The sequence below is a fragment of the Halomonas sp. ALS9 genome (assembly GCF_001651035.1).
Taxonomy (GTDB): Bacteria; Pseudomonadota; Gammaproteobacteria; order Pseudomonadales; family Halomonadaceae; genus Vreelandella.
Genome location: NZ_LXRG01000110.1, coordinates 149,721 through 166,361 on the forward strand (window position 1 = coordinate 149,721; position 16,641 = coordinate 166,361).

A 16,641-nucleotide genomic window follows, 5' to 3' on the forward strand; every position below is an offset into this window, starting at 1 on the left:
AGGCAAAAAACGCTTGCTATCAATAAGGTGTAAGCGTAGGATATGCATCCGTTCAGGCGGGTCGTTAGCTCAGTTGGTAGAGCAGTTGACTTTTAATCAATTGGTCGCAGGTTCGAATCCTGCACGACCCACCATTCAAACAGCTGATCTTTTTGGATGAGGTTAGGTTAAGTCAGTTTGAATTAAGTAATGAACGTCTAGAGTAGATGGCGTATGTTTGATGGCGCCAGTAAGTAAGCAGCAAAGCAAGTTTGGGTCGTTAGCTCAGTTGGTAGAGCAGTTGACTTTTAATCAATTGGTCGCAGGTTCGAATCCTGCACGACCCACCAAATTCAACGCCCTTGGCAGTTTACTGCCAGGGGCGTTTTGCTATGCAGGCAGGAAAGGATCTGCTGTAACAAGTTGCTTGCAGCAAGCAGCAATTACCCACCACAATAGTCTAGAATTGATTCTAAAGCGGTAGGCTTCCGCGAGAGACGCACCGGCCTATCGCGCACGCGAGCGGCATAGCGGTATCACGATAATGACCTATGCCGTGACCCAGTGTTTAACAGGGGGATTCCCTGTTCGTCGCAGTGGTAGACACAATGACTATTATGACTACGCAAGCAGAGCTGAGTGTTCAGCTACCCACCGCTTATTGTCCAACCCGTATTCCAGAGGAAGATCAGGCCCGGGTTGAAGAGATAAAGCGGCTTTTAAAAGCCCATAACGCTGTTTTGGTCGCCCACTACTACACCGATGACGCCATTCAGCAGCTAGCGGAAGAGACCGGTGGCTGTGTCGCGGACTCGCTGGAGATGGCGCGCTTTGGTGCCCGCCATGACGCCACCACGCTGGTCGTGGCAGGGGTAAGGTTTATGGGTGAGACCGCCAAGATCCTCTCGCCTGAAAAGCGCATATTGATGCCCACTCTGGAAGCAACCTGCTCGCTGGATATTGGCTGCCCGGCGGGGGCGTTTAGCGCTTTTTGCGATGCCCACCCTGACCGTACCGTGGTGGTGTATGCCAACACTTCCGCGGCGGTTAAAGCGCGGGCGGATTGGGTGGTGACGTCGTCGATTGCGGTAGAGGTGGTTGAACACCTGCAAGCCAAAGGCGAGAAAATTCTCTGGGCACCCGACAAACACTTGGGCGGCTATATCCAGAATAAAACCGGCGCCGATATGTTGATGTGGGACGGCGCCTGCATCGTCCATGAGGAGTTCAAGGCCAAGGGCGTTGAAGACCTCAAACGCCTTTATCCGGATGCCGCGGTGCTGGTGCATCCAGAATCGCCGGAGCCGGTGGTTAAACTGGCCGATGTGGCAGGTTCCACCTCGCAGCTGATCAAGGCGGCGAAAGAGCTGCCCAACGACAAGCTGATTGTGGCGACGGATCGGGGTATCTTTTTCAAGATGCAGCAGGCCGTGCCCGACAAAACCCTGTTTGAAGCGCCTACAGCGGGCAACGGTGCCACTTGCCGCAGCTGCGCTCACTGCCCCTGGATGGCCATGAACGCGCTGGATAACCTGGCGGGTGCGTTGCGCGAAGGGAGTGGTGAGATTCAGGTGGATGAAGCGCTGCGCCTGCAGGCCTTAAAGCCGCTAGAACGTATGCTTAACTTCAAAGTATAGCTGGACTTAACCTGCTAAGAGCATACTTCGCCCATGATGCCTAACTCATGGGCGCTTTTCATGCTGAGGGCATCAACTAAAATCTTTTAGCGTTTCGCGATACGCAATAAAGTCTTCACGGCGCTGCTCAATTCTTGCCAACGCCTGCTGGTCATTTTCCCGCTCGGCGGCATCTCGTGCGATGGAAAGCTGGCGAATGCCGCGATCAACCTGGCCGGTCAGTTGAAGATACTCTGCGCGTGCTAAATGTCCCCAGCTATCGTGTCCGCTGCGCCCGGCTGCTTCGGCCAGCAGGTTAAAGCCCTGGGGGTTTTCCGGGTTTTGCGCGGTAATATCATTTAGCAGTTGGTAAGCCGCCGGAGGGTCGCGCTGAAGTTGTGCTTCAGCCAGGGTCAGCTGGGCAGGCAGGTAGTTGGGCATAAAGCGCAGTAATCGCTGACTGCGCTGAATGGCCTGGTCGTAGCGGCCAGCTTCCAGCGCGACACTCGCCGCGGAGGCGGGCAACATGGCATAGTCAGGGTGCTGGTTGGCAAGCCTATCCAGCTGCTCCAGGGCGCTGTCGGTTTGGCCGTTGCGAGCATCGATCAGCGCGGCTAAATAGTCCTGAGCGGCTTGTTCGGCGCCTTCCTGAGCAAGCCGGGAAGCTGCTTGCTGGGGAGTGTTGGTGTAAATGCTCAGCAGTGCACGGGCGCGCATCATGTCGTAGAGGGTGTTGCTGGTATAAGCATCGGCGACATTGAGTTGGGCAGCGCGGGCTTGTGCGGCGCTTAGGCGGTTATCTGAGACCGGGTGGGTGAGCAAAAATTCCGGCGGCGTATCGCCCTGCAGGCGTGCCATACGCTGCATGGCTGAGAACATGCGCACCATTGCCTGGGGGTCATAGCCCGCGTCGGCCATCGCCTGCAAGCCTATGTTGTCGGCTTCCTGTTCAAATAGCCTTGAGTAGCTGAGTTGATCCTGAATCAGTGCCGCCTGAGAGCCCATAGCGGCCGCCATACCAACGTCGCCCCCACCGCTGGCGGCAATCAGCATACCTGCCAGCATAGCTGCCATAGCGGGTAATTGGGTCTGTGACGCGCGGGCGCTCCCCCGGGCATAGTGGCGTTGAGAGAGGTGACCTAGTTCGTGGGCGAGTACCGAGACAAAGGCGCCTTCATCCTCAGCAAATGCGAAAAGCCCTGAATTGATACCCACTACGCCGCCAGGTACGGCAAAAGCGTTCAGGGAACCGTTATCGACCATCACGGTGATCGTGCGCAGGCCGTTAATTTGGCTATGTGGTGCTAGTCGGGCAATCAGGCTTTGCAAATAATCATTGGCAATCGGGTCTTGCCACTGGGGGGCTTGGGCACGAAATTGGCGCAACCACGCGCGGCCCAAGCGGTACTCTTCATTGCTGACGGAGGTAGATGCCGCCCCTAAACTTGGCAACCCATAGTCGTTACTAGCCGCGCTGGGTGGGCTAAAGAGTAGGCTGCCACAGGCACAAGCGAACGCACATATCCAGCCTGGGTAAGTAGTACGAAGGGTCGGCATGGCATCCTCTTAAGTGATGGTTAAGTATAGCGGTCAGGGTATGCATTGATTGAGAGTGTGACATTGATAAACACGGGGAAGTGCCGTTAAATCGACTACCTAGTGAAATCAATCGCTAAAAGACAGTGTATGTCGCAGGGTTTATGAAACAGGATTTATGAAACAGGGTTTAGTGAACAGGATTTATTGAACAATGTTTGTTGAAGAATGTTTGTTGAAAAAATGTTTATGCAACAGCATTGATCCATTTATGCCGTCAATAGGCAAGTGATTTTGAGGGAGAGTGTATGTCTGAGCAAACCGGGGGCTTTCAACCCGACACGGTGCTTGACGCTTGTGGGCTGCATTGCCCGTTGCCGTTGCTAAAAGCGAAGCAGGCTTTGGCGAGCTTGGCGGCAGGGCAATTATTGGAAGTACGTTCAACGGATGCGGGGTCGTGGCGGGATATGGCGTCGTTTACCGACCAGAGTGCGCATACGCTGGAAGGACGTGAACAGCGCGACGATATTTATGTGTACTGGATTAGAAAAGCTGGGGATGCGCACCCATGACCCTGCGCACGATTCTAAAAAGTTGGGTGGAGCGCTACTTCTCGGACGAAGAGGCGCTGATCCTGCTAGTAGTTCTAGTGGCGGGCTTTGCAGCGATTATTTGGTTCGGGCGGATGCTGGCGCCCTTTTTTACCGCCTTGGTGATTGCGTTTCTGTTGCAAGGCGTTGTGAGCGCGTTTACCCGGCGGGGAGTGCCGCATCTGCTGGCGGTCATCCTGGTCTTTTTGGCCTTTATTAGTGTGCTGCTGACACTGGCATTTATTCTAATGCCGTTGATCTGGAATCAGTTAGTGGGGCTGGTGCAAGAGACGCCGCGGATGTTCGCCAGTGGACAGGGATGGTTGGATGAGCTGCAGGCGCGCTACCCGAATATTATTACACCGGATCAGATGCAGAGCTGGATTGGGGTGGCGAGCCGTGAAATCAGCCAACTGGGCCAGCGCGCCTTGACGCTCTCGCTGGCGTCGCTAGGCAACATCATGTCGCTGATTATTTATCTGGTACTGGTGCCGATTCTGGTCTTTTTTATGCTTAAAGATCGTGACGTTCTGGTCGGTTTTATACTTTCACTGCTGCCCCAAAAGCGCACGCTGCTATCGCGTATTTGGCGCGAGATGGATGATCAAATAGCCAACTATATCCGCGGCAAATTTATTGAAATCATCATCGTGGGTACGGTGGCGTTCTTTACCTTTGCTTTTTTTGGTTTGCCCTACACGGCGCTGTTGGCGGTGCTTGTGGGTTTTTCAGTGCTAGTGCCCTACATCGGTGCGGCGGTGGCCACGCTGCCGGTAGCTGCGGTGGCTGGGTTTCATTTTGGCATTAGTGAGCAGTTTGCGTATGTGCTGGTGGCTTACGGCGTGATTCAAGCGCTGGATGGCAACGTTTTGGCGCCGATTTTGTTCTCTGAGACCAATAATATTCATCCGGTTTCTATCATTGTGGCGGTACTGTTTTTCGGCGGCATTTGGGGCTTCTGGGGTATTTTCTTTGCCATTCCCTTGGCAACGCTGCTGAAGGCACTGATCTACGCTTGGCCGCGCAGCCTGCAAGGGCGTGAGGAGCGACGAGGGCTGCAAGCTCCGGCAGCCCAAGAGGTCGAGTAAGGTTGATCCATTACCCGTGCGGGTTTGCACGGGTAATGGGGTTGGTTGAAGAAAAATTAGAAAAGCGGGCTAGCCAGCCGCGTTAAGTTGTTCAGCCGCAGCAAGCACTTCGTCAACGTGGCCAGGCACTTTAACACCTCGCCACTCCTGGGCTAGCTTGCCTTCCTTATCAATCAGGAAGGTGCTGCGTTCGATGCCCAGGTGCTCCTTGCCGTACATCTTCTTGAGCTTGATAACGTCAAACAGCGTGCAGACGTTTTCATCTTTGTCAGAGATCAGGTCGAAATTGAAATCCTGCTTGGCCTTAAAGTTCTCCTGGGCGCGCAGGCCATCGCGGGAGACGCCGAGAATCACCGTATTAGCGGCATCAAAGGCGGTTTTACGGTCGCGGAAGTCTCCGCCCTCGGTGGTGCAGCCAGGCGTACTGGCCTTGGGATAGAAATATACCACCACTTGTTTACCGCGCAGTGCCGATAGCGTGACGGTGGTGTCTCCGGTAGCTGAGGCGGAGAAGTCAGTGACGGTTTGACCAATTTCAATGGGCATGAAGCGTCCTCGTTGAGTGTGGGTGTTAAGGCGGTTGCTGGGGGCGATTACACGTATCCTAACCGCGTATGTCAAAGCGATAAAACAGCGTGGCTGCAAACTCGCAGCGCTTTACGCTGTACAGGCTCGAATCGCCTGAGTACCATTTGCTCTCTGTGCGATACTGGCGCTTGATACAGAGTGTCGCGATAGCGCTTAAAACACGACGTACTTAAAAACGTAGATAGTTGATACCATAATTTGGCTGGTGAGGAATAAACGGATGATCACAGGCAGCATTGTCGCCCTGGCGACGCCTATGAAGGTCAATGGCGACATCGACTGGGAGGCGCTTCGCCGTCTGGTGAACTTCCATCTCGATAATGGCACCGATGCCATTGTGGCAGCTGGCACCACGGGCGAACCGACGACTATGTCCTTCGCAGAGCACTTTGACGTTATTCGCAGTGTGGTTGAAGAGGTCAATGGCCGTATTCCCGTCATTGCGGGTACCGGCTCGAACAACACCACCGAAGCAGTGGAATTGACCCGCTACGCTAAAGAGGTCGGTGCAGATTATTGTCTGACGGTTGCTCCCTATTACAACAAGCCTACTCAGGAAGGCCTGTTTCAGCACTTTAAGGCCACCGCCGAAGCCAGTGATCTGCCGGTCATTCTTTACAATGTGCCTGGCCGTACTTGCTCTGATATCTACAACGAAACCGTGCTACGCCTAGCTGAAGTCGATAATATTATCGGTTTAAAGGACGCTACGGGGAACCTAGAGCGTGCGGAAGATCTAATCACTCGCTTAAAGGGCAGTGGCTTTATGCTCTACTCCGGCGACGATGCCACCGCCTGTGACTTTATGTTGATGGGTGGTCATGGAGATATTTCTGTCACTGCCAACGTTGCTCCCCGGGCGATGCATGAGCTTTGCGCGGCAGCCGTAGCCGGTGATTCTGATAAGGCTCACCAAATTAATACGCGTTTGATGCCGCTGCACACCAATCTGGGAATAGAATCGAACCCTATTCCGGTGAAGTGGGCGCTGAATCGTATGGGTTACGCGGACGCGGGTATTCGCTTACCGCTAACCTGGCTGTCGGAAAAGTACCACGCCACAGTGAGCGAAGCGCTGCAGTTAGCGGGCGTCGTAGAGGAGTAATTCGGCGCAATACCCTTTGCTACCCAGCACACCTACCGCTGTGCTGGGTACCTGATTTGTTGACTTAAGGTGGCTTGATGAGCTCTGTGCTTGAAATACGTGCGCTTAAATGGGTGCCGCTGGCACTCGCAGCGGCTGTCGCGCTCTCTGGTTGTGCGCGGGATGGTTTTTACGATGACCGTAATCTGGACTACACCGACGCCGCGCCAGCGCCGCCGCTAGTGCTGCCAGAGACCCGCAATACTCAACGCTATCGCGATGCGCTGCCGGTTCCTCAAGCCGCCACCCAAGGTGCACGGCTTGACGAAGCGGCAGAAATTCGTCCTCCTCAGTCACTGGCAATCGGTAGTGGCCTGGAACCTGAGTACGTTGAGCGCCGCGAAGTGGGCGATCAAACCTGGCTAGTCGTCGCCGCTGATACCGGTACGGTGTGGCCGCAGTTGGAAGCGTTTGTGCGCAGTCGTCAGTTGGAGGTGCTGCAGAGCAGCGCTTCCCAGGGTGTCATCGTTACCCCCCAGGCGGAAATACGGTTACAAAGCGCGCTGCGCGCAGGTAGCAGCGAGGTTCGCTGTGAACGTGGTGGGCAAACCATGGCTAGCTGCCTGGAGGCGCTAGAGAGCCATCTAAGTTCGCGCAGCGCGTCAGCCAGCGTCTCCTCTTCCTGGACGGCGCAACGTCTTACCGATGAGCAGACGCTGCAAATTCGCCAGCAGAACGACGAGTGGGAAGTGGTTATCCCGCAACCCGTTGACCGTGTCTGGGCCGAGTTGCACCACTACCTTGAGCTGGACTTTGCTCAGCAAGGCCAGCGTGATTTGCTGGCGGCTGATCCGGCTAGTCACGAGTTTATGGTTGAATATATGACCGAAACCGAGCGCAACCGTAATCCGCTGCAAATTGTCTTCAGCGCGGACGTGCGCAAGATGTCTCAAGAGATCCGTCTTGCCCTGCAGCCTGACGGCGATCAGACGATTCTGCGTGCCATTAACGCCAGCGAGCGGGCATTCAGCGCCGATGATCAGCGCGAGCTGCTTGAGCGTGTCTCCGGCTATTTACGTTAACTTATTGACCTTTGCCCCCTTACGGAGCCCCCATGGAAAAGCGCCAAGAACTTTACGCCGGTAAGGCGAAATCTGTGTATACCACCGACGATCCGGATTTGTTGGTGCTCAATTTTCGTGATGACACCAGCGCCTTCGATGGCAAAAAAGTGGAATCGCTGGCCCGCAAGGGAATGGTCAATAACATCTTTAACGCCTTCATTATGGAGCGGCTGCAGGAAGCGGGCATTCCCACTCACTTCGAAAAGCAGCTCTCCAATACGGAGAGTCTGGTCAAAAAGATGCAGATGATCCCGGTGGAGTGCGTAGTGCGCAACATCGCCGCAGGTGGCCTAGTAAAACGACTCGGCGTCGAAGAGGGCATCGCGCTTACGCCGCCGACCTTTGAACTGTTCCTGAAGAACGATGAGAAGGGCGACCCGATGATCAATGAATCGTTGGCGGAAACCTTCGGTTGGGCCACGCCTGAGCAGTTAACCAAAATGAAGGTATTAACCTTCAAGGTTAACCATATCCTCAAAGCGCTGTTCGCTGAGGGCGATATGCTGCTGGTGGATTACAAGCTGGAGTTCGGCGTATTCAAAGGTGAAGTCGTGCTGGGCGATGAATTCTCCCCGGACGGCTGCCGCCTGTGGGATGCCAACACCCGTGAGAAACTGGATAAAGACCGCTTCCGTCAGGGGTTGGGCGGAGTGATTGAGGCGTATGAGGAAGTTGGTCGTCGTTTGGGCATAACTTTCCCCGCTTAAACCGCCACGCTTGTGTCATTACTGGTCGTACGGCTCGATAGCCATCACCTCTAAGGTGGTGGCTTCGCCTTTTTGACGAGGGCAAAACTTAACGTCCACGTCGCGCAGCCGCACGCCGTAAAGACGATCAGACCCTCTATCCTTTTGCTTGTAGGCGGGCCTGGGGTCTTGGCTTAGCACCTGCTCAATTAAGGCCAGCAGGGTGGCACTGTCTTGGCGCTGAGCGAGCGTGTCGAGTGCCGCTGGATGAAAGACAACCTCCATGAGTGACGGTGTCTCAGGGGCAAAGCCGGCCAGTGCGTTAGGATGAGATTCGGCCCAGGGTAGATAAGGCTTGATATCGACCACCGGGGTTCCGCTGACTAAGTCGCAGCCCTGGAGCTTTAGGGCGACACCGTGCTGGGAGTCTATCCCGACTAACCTCACTAGAGAGAGCCCGAGGCGGTTAGGGCGGTGGGTGCTACGGCTGGCAAAAACCCCCACTTTTTTATTGCCCCCCAGGCGCGGCGGCCTTACCAGCGGCGACCAGCGCTCGGGGCTTTGATGAAAAATAAAGCTCAACCAAAGGTGGCTGAAGTCTTCCAAACCGCGCACAGCGTGTGGATCGTTGTAGGGAGCGGTGAGTACCAGTTGGGCATTGGCAGCAGGGGCGAGCCCTGGCTGGCGGGGAATACCGAATTTATCCGGGTAGTCGCTAACCACATGACCAATGGGCGTCAGCGTAAAGTGCTCGCTGTTATGTGCATCGTCCATCACACTGCCTTTTGCTAGGGTTGATTCGCATAGGGTTGATTTGCGTAGTATAAAGCAGGCGATGGCCCAAGCGTGACCAAATGGGGCGTGAGCGAATGTGTGTTGAACAAATGATAGCTGAACAGCTCAGAGGTGACGCATGACCAATACCGAGGGGCAGCAAGCGCCAACGCCGGCAAATGCGCGCGTTATGTACCGTGCGGCGCTGGCACGTGATGCCGTCGACCAGGCGGAAGTGTTTTACCACGCCGTGATGCAGGGCGCAGCAGCGCATTACACGCTCTCAGAGCGAAAGGCCTGGGCGCAGGCGTTGCCCCGCGAAGGCAGTGCCTGGGGGGTGCGACAAGCGCTCTATACCACTTTGGTGGCTGCCTGCGATGGTCGCTGCGTGGGCTTTTTGGAGTTGGACTTAGCCGCTGGGCGGGTTGAAACCCTCTACGTTTGGCCCTCTCTGGCCGGCCGCGGTATCGGCACCACGCTGCTGGTTCATGCCGAGCGGCTACTGTTGGAGCAGGGGCTTGGGCGGGTAGAAATAGAGGCCAGTTCGATGCTCTATGAGCGGCTAGTGCGCCGTGGCTGGGAGAACCACGGCGAAGAATGGGTAGAGCGAAGCGGAGAACGGCTGCAGCGCTATAAGCTCTCCAAGCGGCTTAACGCTGTCGAAACTTAATCATCACACGCTATAGCTGCGCGTGATGCGCATTGAAAGATCGATGGAAGCGATATCTTTGGTCAGTGCGCCGCTAGAGATACAGTCAACGCCGGTATCGGCGATTGCCCGCAGGGTGGTGGCATCCACATTGCCTGAGGCTTCCAGAGTGGCTCGGCCGCCGTTAATTTCAACCGCAACGTGCAGGTCTTCAATGGCGAAATTGTCGAGCATGACAATATCTGCCCCCGCTGCCAGCGCCTGATCCAGCTCTTCAAAGGTTTCTACCTCGACTTCAATGGGCAGGTCGCTGGCTAGCTTGCGCGCCTGGGCAACCGCTGCTTGAATGCCTCCGCAGGCGGCAATGTGGTTCTCTTTGATTAAAAACGCGTCCCACAGTCCTATGCGGTGGTTGTGTCCGCCACCGCAGGTGACCGCATATTTTTGCGCCAAGCGCATGCCGGGTAGCGTTTTGCGGGTATCCAGCAGGCGCACGCCGGTGCCTGCGATCAGGTCGACATAAGCGCGGGTAGCGGTAGCGGTGGCCGATAGTGTTTGCAGCACGTTCAGCGCTGCACGCTCGCCGGTGAGCAGTATGCGGGCGGGGCCTTCCAGAGTTAAAAAACACTGCTCAGCCTCAAGCTTATCTCCGTCGGCAGCGTGCCAGGTCAGGCTTACCCGACTATCCAGGCGGCGAAACAGTTCATCGACCCAGGGTGCTCCGCACAGTATGGCGGCTTCACGGGTAATAACATCGGCGCTGGCCCACTGGTGTTCAGGGATCAATTGCGCGGTAATATCACCCGGGCCAACGTCTTCTGCTAACAAGCGAGCGGCACTGGCGCGGATTTCTTCAGCAAGAGCGGATTGATAATGCATGGCAGTGAATTCTCTGAACGTCGTCTTCGATGTCGGGCATTGTAGTGAAAAACAGCGGTGAAGGTGAAAGAGAACGGAGAAAGAGAGCAGTGAAAAAGAGCGCTAACGTAGAGGAGCCCTCCAGTGGAAAACAAACAACCCCTTGACGGCTGGTGGGAAAAAGCGCGTAAAGTCGTTTCACCGAACTGTGATTCTCGGCCCAGCGGTGAGGTGTCGTTGCTAGTGATACATGCGATCAGTCTTCCCCCAGGTCAGTTTAGTGGTCATGCTATTGAGGCGCTATTTACCAATCAATTGGCAGTAGACGAGCATCCGTTTTTCGCCGAAATTGCCCACTTAAAGGTCTCCGCACACCTGCTTATCCGTCGCGATGGTGAGTGCGTGCAGTTTGTTGATACAGATCAGCGAGCTTGGCATGCCGGGCGCTCCGGTTGGTGGGATGCCCGCCTGCTAAGCTGGCGAAGGGCGCTCAACGATTTCTCGGTGGGGATTGAGCTTGAAGGGGATGACGTTAGCCCCTACACCAGGGCCCAATATGACGCGCTGATAGAAGCGGTGGTGTGGCTATTGGCGCGCAACCCCCAGCTAGATAGCCGTCGTATCACCAGCCATGCCCATGTGGCGCCGCTGCGCAAAACAGACCCCGGTCCGGCGTTTGACTGGGCGTATTTTAAGCAGCGGCTGATATCGCGCCTTGAGTGATGGCGACTCGGTTACGTTTTCCGCGCTAAGTATTTCACTAATAACGTAATAAAACGGTAGTTTAATTACAGCTGGCTCTCGAATGGCAGCAGTGGAAAAGGCTATATATATTGCTTATGTTGCAGTGCAATAGTTTGTTTTCGATAGGCTTTTCCGCTGCGACAGAATTGGCAGCGTGGCGACTTTGAGGTATCTTCCCCTATACAAAAGGCTAACTTTTAAGAGAATTGTGTAGCTTTACTACATTAATGAGCACGTAGCTTGTTGAATGTAGAGCTAAAACCCCTATCCGGCGTTTAATCACCGGCTGAATGTTGGCGGGTGGTGGAGTTCCACACCGCCGCCCCAGGCCCTTCAGGGTAGCGGGGATTTTTGTCATTTATCGTCATTCGGAGAGACCTCTATGAGTCTGGAGACAAGAGAAGATCTCGATCCGATCGAAACCACGGAATGGATTGATTCCCTGGAATCGGTATTGGATCGTGAGGGCGAAGATCGTGCCCGCTACCTGATGACCCGCCTGGCGGATCGCCTGCGCCGGGATGGGATGAAGGTGCCCTTCTCGGTGACAACCCCGCACCGTAATACGATCCCGGTTCACCGCGAAGCACCGATGCCTGGCGACCTGTTCATGGAGCGTCGTATTCGCTCTTTGATCCGTTACAACGCCATTGCGCAGGTCATTCGTAATAACCGTGCCAAGCCCGGCCTGGGTGGCCACATTGCCAGCTTTATGTCTTCGGCAACGCTTTATGACGTGGGCTTTAACCACTTCTTCCGCGCCCCTCAGGGCGACTTTGCCGGTGACTTGGTGTATATCCAAGGGCATGTGGCGCCGGGTATCTACGCGCGTTCCTATTTGGAAGGTCGTCTGTCTGAAGAGCAGATGGACAAATTCCGCCAAGAAGTGGACGGCGATGGCCTCTCGTCCTACCCGCACCCGTGGTTAATGCCTGACTACTGGCAGTTCCCCACTGTCTCCATGGGTCTTGGGCCGATCCAAGCGATTTATCAAGCACACGTGATGAAGTACCTGCATCACCGTGAGCTGAAGGACATGTATGACCGCAAGATCTGGTGCTTTATGGGTGACGGCGAGTGTGATGAGCCGGAATCTCTGGGTGCCATTTCGTTGGCAGGTCGCGAAAACCTCGACAACCTGATCTTCGTTATCAACTGCAACCTTCAGCGCCTTGACGGCCCGGTACGCGGCAACTCGCGTGTTATGGACGAATTCGAAGGCGTCTTCCGTGGTGCTGGCTGGAACGTGATTAAGGTCGTTTGGGGCCGTCACTGGGATCCGCTGTTCGAGAAGGACAAGAAAGGCATCCTTCAGAAGCGCATGGATGAAGCGGTCGATGGCGAGTACCAGAACTACAAAGCCAACGGCGGCGCGTATACCCGCGAGCACTTCTTTGGCAAATATCCAGAAACCGAGGCGATGGTCAACGACCTCTCCGACGAAGATATCTGGAAACTCAACCGCGGTGGCCACGACCCGTTCAAGGTTTACGCGGCATACAACGAAGCGGTTAACACCTCTAATGGCAAGCCCACGGTTATCCTGGCGCATACCGTTAAGGGGTACGGTATGGGTAGCGGCGATGGCGAAGCAGCCAACGAAGCGCACCAGGTCAAGAGCATGGAGTACGAAGCGCTCAAGACATTCCGCGATCGCTTCGGCATTCCGATCACCGATGAACAGCTCAAAGATGTGCCTTACTACAAGCCGGAGGATGATTCTCCCGAGCTGAAGTACATGCACCTGCAGCGTGAGCGTTTGGGTGGCTACTTGCCTAGCCGCCAGAGCGACTTTGAGGCACTGGAAATCCCCAGCCTCGAAGATAAAACCTTTGCCTCGCAAATGGTCGGCTCGAAAGGCCGTGAAGTCTCCACCACCATGGCGTTCGTGCGGGTACTTAACGGCTTGGTAAAAGATAAGAAGCTAGGCCAGAAAGTGGTGCCGATCATCCCCGATGAGGCGCGTACCTTCGGTATGGAGGGCATGTTCCGCCAGCTGGGTATCTACACCTCGGAAGGTCAGAAGTACGAGCCGGTGGATAAAGGCCAGATCATGTTCTACCGCGAGGATCAGAAAGGTCAGATCCTTGAAGAAGGTATTACTGAAGCGGGCGCGATGTCGGCCTGGATCGCCGCGGCGACCTCCTACAGCAACAACAACGTCACGCTATTGCCGTTCTACATCTACTACTCGATGTTCGGCTTCCAGCGCATTGGTGACTTGGCTTGGGCAGCAGGCGACCTGCAAGCACGCGGCTTTATGGTTGGCGGCACGGCGGGGCGTACCACGCTTAACGGCGAAGGTTTGCAGCACCAGGATGGTCACAGTCTGATTCAGGCCTCGACTATTCCTAACTGCCGCAGCTACGACCCGACCTACGCACATGAAGTGGCGGTTATTGTTCAGGATGGTCTGAAGCGCATGTTCTCCGACAAGGAGAACTGCTTCTACTACCTAACGGTGATGAACGAGAACTACGAGCACCCTGCGCTGGAAAACGTACCTGCCGCAGATATCGTTAAAGGCATGTACCTATTGCGTGAAACCAAGGGTGACAAAGGCCGCGTTCAGCTGATGGGTTCGGGCACCATTCTGCGCGAAGTCGAAGCTGCCGCTGAGTTGCTTGAGAATGATTGGGGCATTGGTGCCGACATCTGGAGCGTGACTAGCTTTAACGAGCTGCGTCGTGAAGCGCTGCTGCTTGATCGTGAAGCCTTCCTGAACCCAGACGCTGAGTCTAATAAGCCTCACGTCACGAAGTGCTTGGAAGGGCGCGACGGGCCGATTATTGCGTCAACCGATTACATGAAGCTGTATGCCGATCAAGTGCGCGCCTGGGTACCGGGTGACTACACTGTATTGGGTACCGATGGCTTTGGCCGTTCAGACACCCGCGAGAAGCTGCGCTACTTCTTCGAAGTAGACCGCTACTTCGTGACCGTAGCGGCGCTGCGTGCGCTGGCTGAGCGTGGCGAGATTGATCGCAAGCAGGTTGGCGAAGCGCTTAAGAAGTACGGCATTGATGCCAATAAGCCTAACCCGCTGACTAGCTAAACCGCTGACCGGTGGGCGCTTGCCCACCGGCTCGATCCGATTTGGAAGGAGCGCGACCTTGAGTAGCGAAATCATCAAAGTTCCCGATATCGGCGGCGATACCGATGTCGAAATCATCGAGATTGCGGTGTCAGTAGGCGACGTCATTGAAGCGGAAGACACCCTAATCACGCTGGAATCCGATAAAGCCAGCATGGATGTACCGGCCCCTAAAGGCGGCAAGGTGCTTAAAGTGCTGGTCAAAGAAGGCGATAGCGTCTCGGAAGGTGACGATATCGTTGAGCTGGAAGTCGAAGGTGGTGGCGACGAGAAACAAGAGAGCTCGTCTGATAGCCAGTCTGAAGAGGCCCCAGCGAAAAAAGAAACACCTAAAGAAGACAAACCACAAGAGCAGAAGTCAGCGGCTAAAAAGTCCGCCGGCGGTAAGCAGACGGTGGATATCAAAGTGCCGGATCTCGGTGGCTCTGAGAGCGTCGAAATTATCGAAGTCGCTGTCAGCGAAGGCGATGAGGTCGAGGCTGAAGACACCCTGATCACCTTGGAGTCCGACAAAGCCTCCATGGACGTGCCCAGTCCCCATAGCGGTAAGATCGTCAGCTTTACCGTAAAAGAGGGCGACACGGTCTCGGAAGGCGATGTGATCGGCCAGATGGAAATCGTTGGCGAAGGTGGCGATGACAGCGAAGACGCTTCTGACGACCAGGCATCCAACCAAGCCAGCGAACCACAAGCGGCGGCTGAGCCGGATGACGAGCCAGAAGAGGCCGCTAGCGGCGAACCGGAGCGTAAAGAGATTCGCGTACCGGATCTTTCTGGCTCTTCTGACGTGCCGATTATCGAGATCGGCGTAGCCGCGGGTGACGAGGTCAACGAAGAAGACCCGTTGATCACCCTGGAGTCCGACAAAGCCTCTATGGACGTGCCCAGCCCCTATAAAGGCAAGCTCCTTGAGCTAACCGTTAAAGAGGGCGACACGGTTTCGGAAGGCGATGTGATCGGCTATATGGAAGTGGCTGGTGCCAAAAAAGCGGCACCGAAAAAAGCCGCGCCCGAAAAAGCCGCGCAGAGCAGCTCAAGCCAGCCAAGTGCTAAGCCTGAATCACCGGCGGGTACGCCCAGCCCGGAAGCGCAGATGGCAGCCCACAAGCCCCGCGATGGCAAGTTGGTTCACGCTGGCCCTGCGGTACGCATGCTGGCTCGCGAGCTGGGCGTCGATTTGGGGCTTGTTAAGCCCAGCGGCCCGAAAGATCGCGTGCTCAAAGAGGATGTGCAGTCCTACGTGAAGCAGGCGATTGCCAATCAGGGCAAAGCCCAGCCCGGCGCGGCAGCCGCAGCGACGGGTGGTGCGGGTATTCCGCCGATCCCAGAAGTCGACTTCAGCCAGTTTGGTGAAGTGGAAGAGAAGCCCATGGGGCGCCTGCTCAAGATGGGTGCCACCAACCTGCACCGCAGCTGGCTCAATGTGCCCCACGTCACCCAGTTCGACGAAGCGGACATCACCGAGCTGGAAGCTTTCCGTAAGGCGATGAAGGCCGAAGCGGAAGCCCAAGGCGCTAAGCTGACGCCGCTGCCGTTTATGGTCAAAGCCTGTGCCTTTGCGCTGCGTAAATTCCCGCAGTTCAATGTCAGCTTGAAGGGTGACGGTGAAACCCTGGTATGGAAGAACTATGTGCATATCGGTATCGCCGTGGACACGCCCGATGGCCTGATGGTGCCGGTGGTACGTAACGCCGATAAATTGTCCTTGATCGAGATTGCCAAGGAGATGGCGGAGCTAGGCAAGAAAGCGCAAACCAAAAAGCTTAAGCGCGACGAGATGACCGGTGGCTGCTTCACCATTTCGAGCCTTGGCTCGATTGGTGGCACGGCGTTTACCCCGATCGTCAACGCGCCGGAAGTGGCTATTTTGGGTGTTTCTAAAGCGCAGATGAAGCCGGTATGGGATGGTAGTGCCTTCCAGCCGCGCCTGATGATGCCGCTGTCGCTCTCCTACGATCACCGTGCGATCAACGGCGCAGACGCGGCACGCTTTACTGCCTTCTTGGCCGATGTACTCACCGATATTCGTCGTTTACTGCTGTAATTGGTAGCGATGAACTTTCACAAGCGGCGCCCTTCGGGGCGCCGCTTGTGTTTGTTAATAAGCAGGTTAAACCGATCACCGGGCGACCAAAGTGGTAGTTTTGCCTCACCTGACTGATTTAACGTTAAAAAAGTGACATAAAAGTGGGTCTATCAGGCTTTTGGGGAGTTGTGTCGCTTGAGAGGCG

The 16,641-nt window shown here is 55.6% G+C and carries 14 protein-coding genes and 2 tRNA genes; 12 read left to right on the plus strand and 4 right to left on the minus strand.

Annotated elements, in window-relative coordinates:
- The first annotated feature begins 58 nt into the window (after positions 1–58).
- The 3 genes from A6R74_RS08880 (at position 59) to nadA (ending at position 1,616) form a co-directional block, all read left to right on the plus strand.
- A tRNA-Lys gene (locus tag A6R74_RS08880) sits at positions 59–134 on the plus strand.
- A gap of 119 nt (positions 135–253) precedes the next feature.
- Positions 254–329, plus strand: a tRNA-Lys gene (locus tag A6R74_RS08885).
- Between the two features lie 258 nt (positions 330–587).
- Positions 588–1,616: a quinolinate synthase NadA gene (gene nadA, locus A6R74_RS08890; RefSeq protein WP_064234159.1), complete on the plus strand. Its 1,029-nt coding sequence runs from the start codon at positions 588–590 to the stop codon at positions 1,614–1,616.
- 72 nt (positions 1,617–1,688) lie between these two features.
- Here the strand turns inward: nadA and A6R74_RS08895 are convergent, their stop codons facing one another.
- Complete coding sequence (locus A6R74_RS08895; protein WP_064234160.1) at positions 1,689–3,152, minus strand: M48 family metalloprotease; 1,464 nt, start codon at positions 3,150–3,152, stop codon at positions 1,689–1,691.
- A 287-nt stretch (positions 3,153–3,439) separates the two neighbouring features.
- On the opposite strand from A6R74_RS08895, the gene A6R74_RS08900 reads away from it, so the two are divergent.
- Complete coding sequence (locus tag A6R74_RS08900; RefSeq protein WP_064234161.1) at positions 3,440–3,703, plus strand: sulfurtransferase TusA family protein; 264 nt, start codon at positions 3,440–3,442, stop codon at positions 3,701–3,703.
- Positions 3,700–4,809: an AI-2E family transporter gene (locus tag A6R74_RS08905; protein ID WP_064234162.1), complete on the plus strand. Its 1,110-nt coding sequence runs from the start codon at positions 3,700–3,702 to the stop codon at positions 4,807–4,809. Before A6R74_RS08900 ends, A6R74_RS08905 begins: the two co-directional genes overlap by 4 nt.
- 69 nt (positions 4,810–4,878) lie before the next feature.
- Here the strand turns inward: A6R74_RS08905 and A6R74_RS08910 are convergent, their stop codons facing one another.
- The gene (locus tag A6R74_RS08910; RefSeq protein WP_064234163.1) at positions 4,879–5,355 is read right to left on the minus strand and encodes a peroxiredoxin; all 477 of its coding nucleotides are present in this window, start codon (positions 5,353–5,355) and stop codon (positions 4,879–4,881) included.
- A gap of 262 nt (positions 5,356–5,617) precedes the next feature.
- On the opposite strand from A6R74_RS08910, the gene dapA reads away from it, so the two are divergent.
- The 3 genes from dapA to purC all read left to right on the plus strand — a co-directional run bounded on the left by dapA (position 5,618) and on the right by purC (position 8,312).
- The gene (gene dapA, locus A6R74_RS08915; protein WP_064234164.1) at positions 5,618–6,502 is read left to right on the plus strand and encodes a 4-hydroxy-tetrahydrodipicolinate synthase; all 885 of its coding nucleotides are present in this window, start codon (positions 5,618–5,620) and stop codon (positions 6,500–6,502) included.
- A 77-nt stretch (positions 6,503–6,579) separates the two neighbouring features.
- The gene (bamC, locus tag A6R74_RS08920; RefSeq protein WP_064234165.1) at positions 6,580–7,563 is read left to right on the plus strand and encodes an outer membrane protein assembly factor BamC; all 984 of its coding nucleotides are present in this window, start codon (positions 6,580–6,582) and stop codon (positions 7,561–7,563) included.
- 32 nt (positions 7,564–7,595) lie between these two features.
- Complete coding sequence (gene purC, locus A6R74_RS08925) at positions 7,596–8,312, plus strand: phosphoribosylaminoimidazolesuccinocarboxamide synthase (protein ID WP_064234166.1); 717 nt, start codon at positions 7,596–7,598, stop codon at positions 8,310–8,312.
- An 18-nt stretch (positions 8,313–8,330) separates the two neighbouring features.
- On the opposite strand, the gene tsaA is transcribed toward purC, so the two are convergent.
- Positions 8,331–9,065, minus strand: a complete 735-nt coding sequence (gene tsaA, locus A6R74_RS08930) for a tRNA (N6-threonylcarbamoyladenosine(37)-N6)-methyltransferase TrmO (protein WP_064234167.1) — start codon at positions 9,063–9,065, stop codon at positions 8,331–8,333.
- Between the two features lie 139 nt (positions 9,066–9,204).
- Here tsaA and A6R74_RS08935 point away from each other — a divergent pair, with 139 nt between their 5' ends.
- Positions 9,205–9,735 carry a GNAT family N-acetyltransferase gene (locus tag A6R74_RS08935; RefSeq protein WP_064234168.1) on the plus strand — a complete coding sequence of 177 codons (531 nt, stop codon included), beginning with the start codon at positions 9,205–9,207 and terminating at the stop codon, positions 9,733–9,735.
- Positions 9,736–9,738: 3 nt separating this feature from the next.
- Here A6R74_RS08935 and nadC read toward each other — a convergent pair whose 3' ends face one another.
- A complete protein-coding gene (gene nadC / locus A6R74_RS08940) occupies positions 9,739–10,593 on the minus strand; it encodes a carboxylating nicotinate-nucleotide diphosphorylase (protein WP_064234169.1) in 855 nt (284 codons plus the stop codon).
- A 123-nt stretch (positions 10,594–10,716) separates the two neighbouring features.
- Here nadC and ampD point away from each other — a divergent pair, with 123 nt between their 5' ends.
- The 3 genes from ampD to aceF all read left to right on the plus strand — a co-directional run bounded on the left by ampD (position 10,717) and on the right by aceF (position 16,454).
- Positions 10,717–11,295 (plus strand): 1,6-anhydro-N-acetylmuramyl-L-alanine amidase AmpD, encoded by a 579-nt coding sequence (gene ampD, locus A6R74_RS08945; RefSeq protein WP_064234170.1) that lies wholly within the window; start codon positions 10,717–10,719, stop codon positions 11,293–11,295.
- 403 nt (positions 11,296–11,698) lie between these two features.
- Positions 11,699–14,371 carry a pyruvate dehydrogenase (acetyl-transferring), homodimeric type gene (gene aceE / locus A6R74_RS08950; RefSeq protein WP_064234171.1) on the plus strand — a complete coding sequence of 891 codons (2,673 nt, stop codon included), beginning with the start codon at positions 11,699–11,701 and terminating at the stop codon, positions 14,369–14,371.
- A 58-nt stretch (positions 14,372–14,429) separates the two neighbouring features.
- Entirely contained in the window at positions 14,430–16,454 is a 2,025-nt protein-coding gene (gene aceF / locus A6R74_RS08955) for a pyruvate dehydrogenase complex dihydrolipoyllysine-residue acetyltransferase (RefSeq protein WP_064234172.1), read from the plus strand.
- The last annotated feature ends 187 nt before the right edge of the window (positions 16,455–16,641 follow it).

Bases quoted from the DNA above. Each gene is read 5' to 3' on its own strand.
- nadA (WP_064234159.1), top strand. From the start codon at position 588: ATGACTATTATGACTACGCAAGCAGAGCTGAGTGTTCAGCTACCCACC.
- A6R74_RS08895 (WP_064234160.1), bottom strand. From the start codon at position 3,152: ATGCCGACCCTTCGTACTACTTACCCAGGCTGGATATGTGCGTTCGCT.
- A6R74_RS08900 (WP_064234161.1), top strand. From the start codon at position 3,440: ATGTCTGAGCAAACCGGGGGCTTTCAACCCGACACGGTGCTTGACGCT.
- A6R74_RS08905 (WP_064234162.1), top strand. From the start codon at position 3,700: ATGACCCTGCGCACGATTCTAAAAAGTTGGGTGGAGCGCTACTTCTCG.
- A6R74_RS08910 (WP_064234163.1), bottom strand. From the start codon at position 5,355: ATGCCCATTGAAATTGGTCAAACCGTCACTGACTTCTCCGCCTCAGCT.
- dapA (WP_064234164.1), top strand. From the start codon at position 5,618: ATGATCACAGGCAGCATTGTCGCCCTGGCGACGCCTATGAAGGTCAAT.
- bamC (WP_064234165.1), top strand. From the start codon at position 6,580: ATGAGCTCTGTGCTTGAAATACGTGCGCTTAAATGGGTGCCGCTGGCA.
- purC (WP_064234166.1), top strand. From the start codon at position 7,596: ATGGAAAAGCGCCAAGAACTTTACGCCGGTAAGGCGAAATCTGTGTAT.
- tsaA (WP_064234167.1), bottom strand. From the start codon at position 9,065: ATGGACGATGCACATAACAGCGAGCACTTTACGCTGACGCCCATTGGT.
- A6R74_RS08935 (WP_064234168.1), top strand. From the start codon at position 9,205: ATGACCAATACCGAGGGGCAGCAAGCGCCAACGCCGGCAAATGCGCGC.
- nadC (WP_064234169.1), bottom strand. From the start codon at position 10,593: ATGCATTATCAATCCGCTCTTGCTGAAGAAATCCGCGCCAGTGCCGCT.
- aceE (WP_064234171.1), top strand. From the start codon at position 11,699: ATGAGTCTGGAGACAAGAGAAGATCTCGATCCGATCGAAACCACGGAA.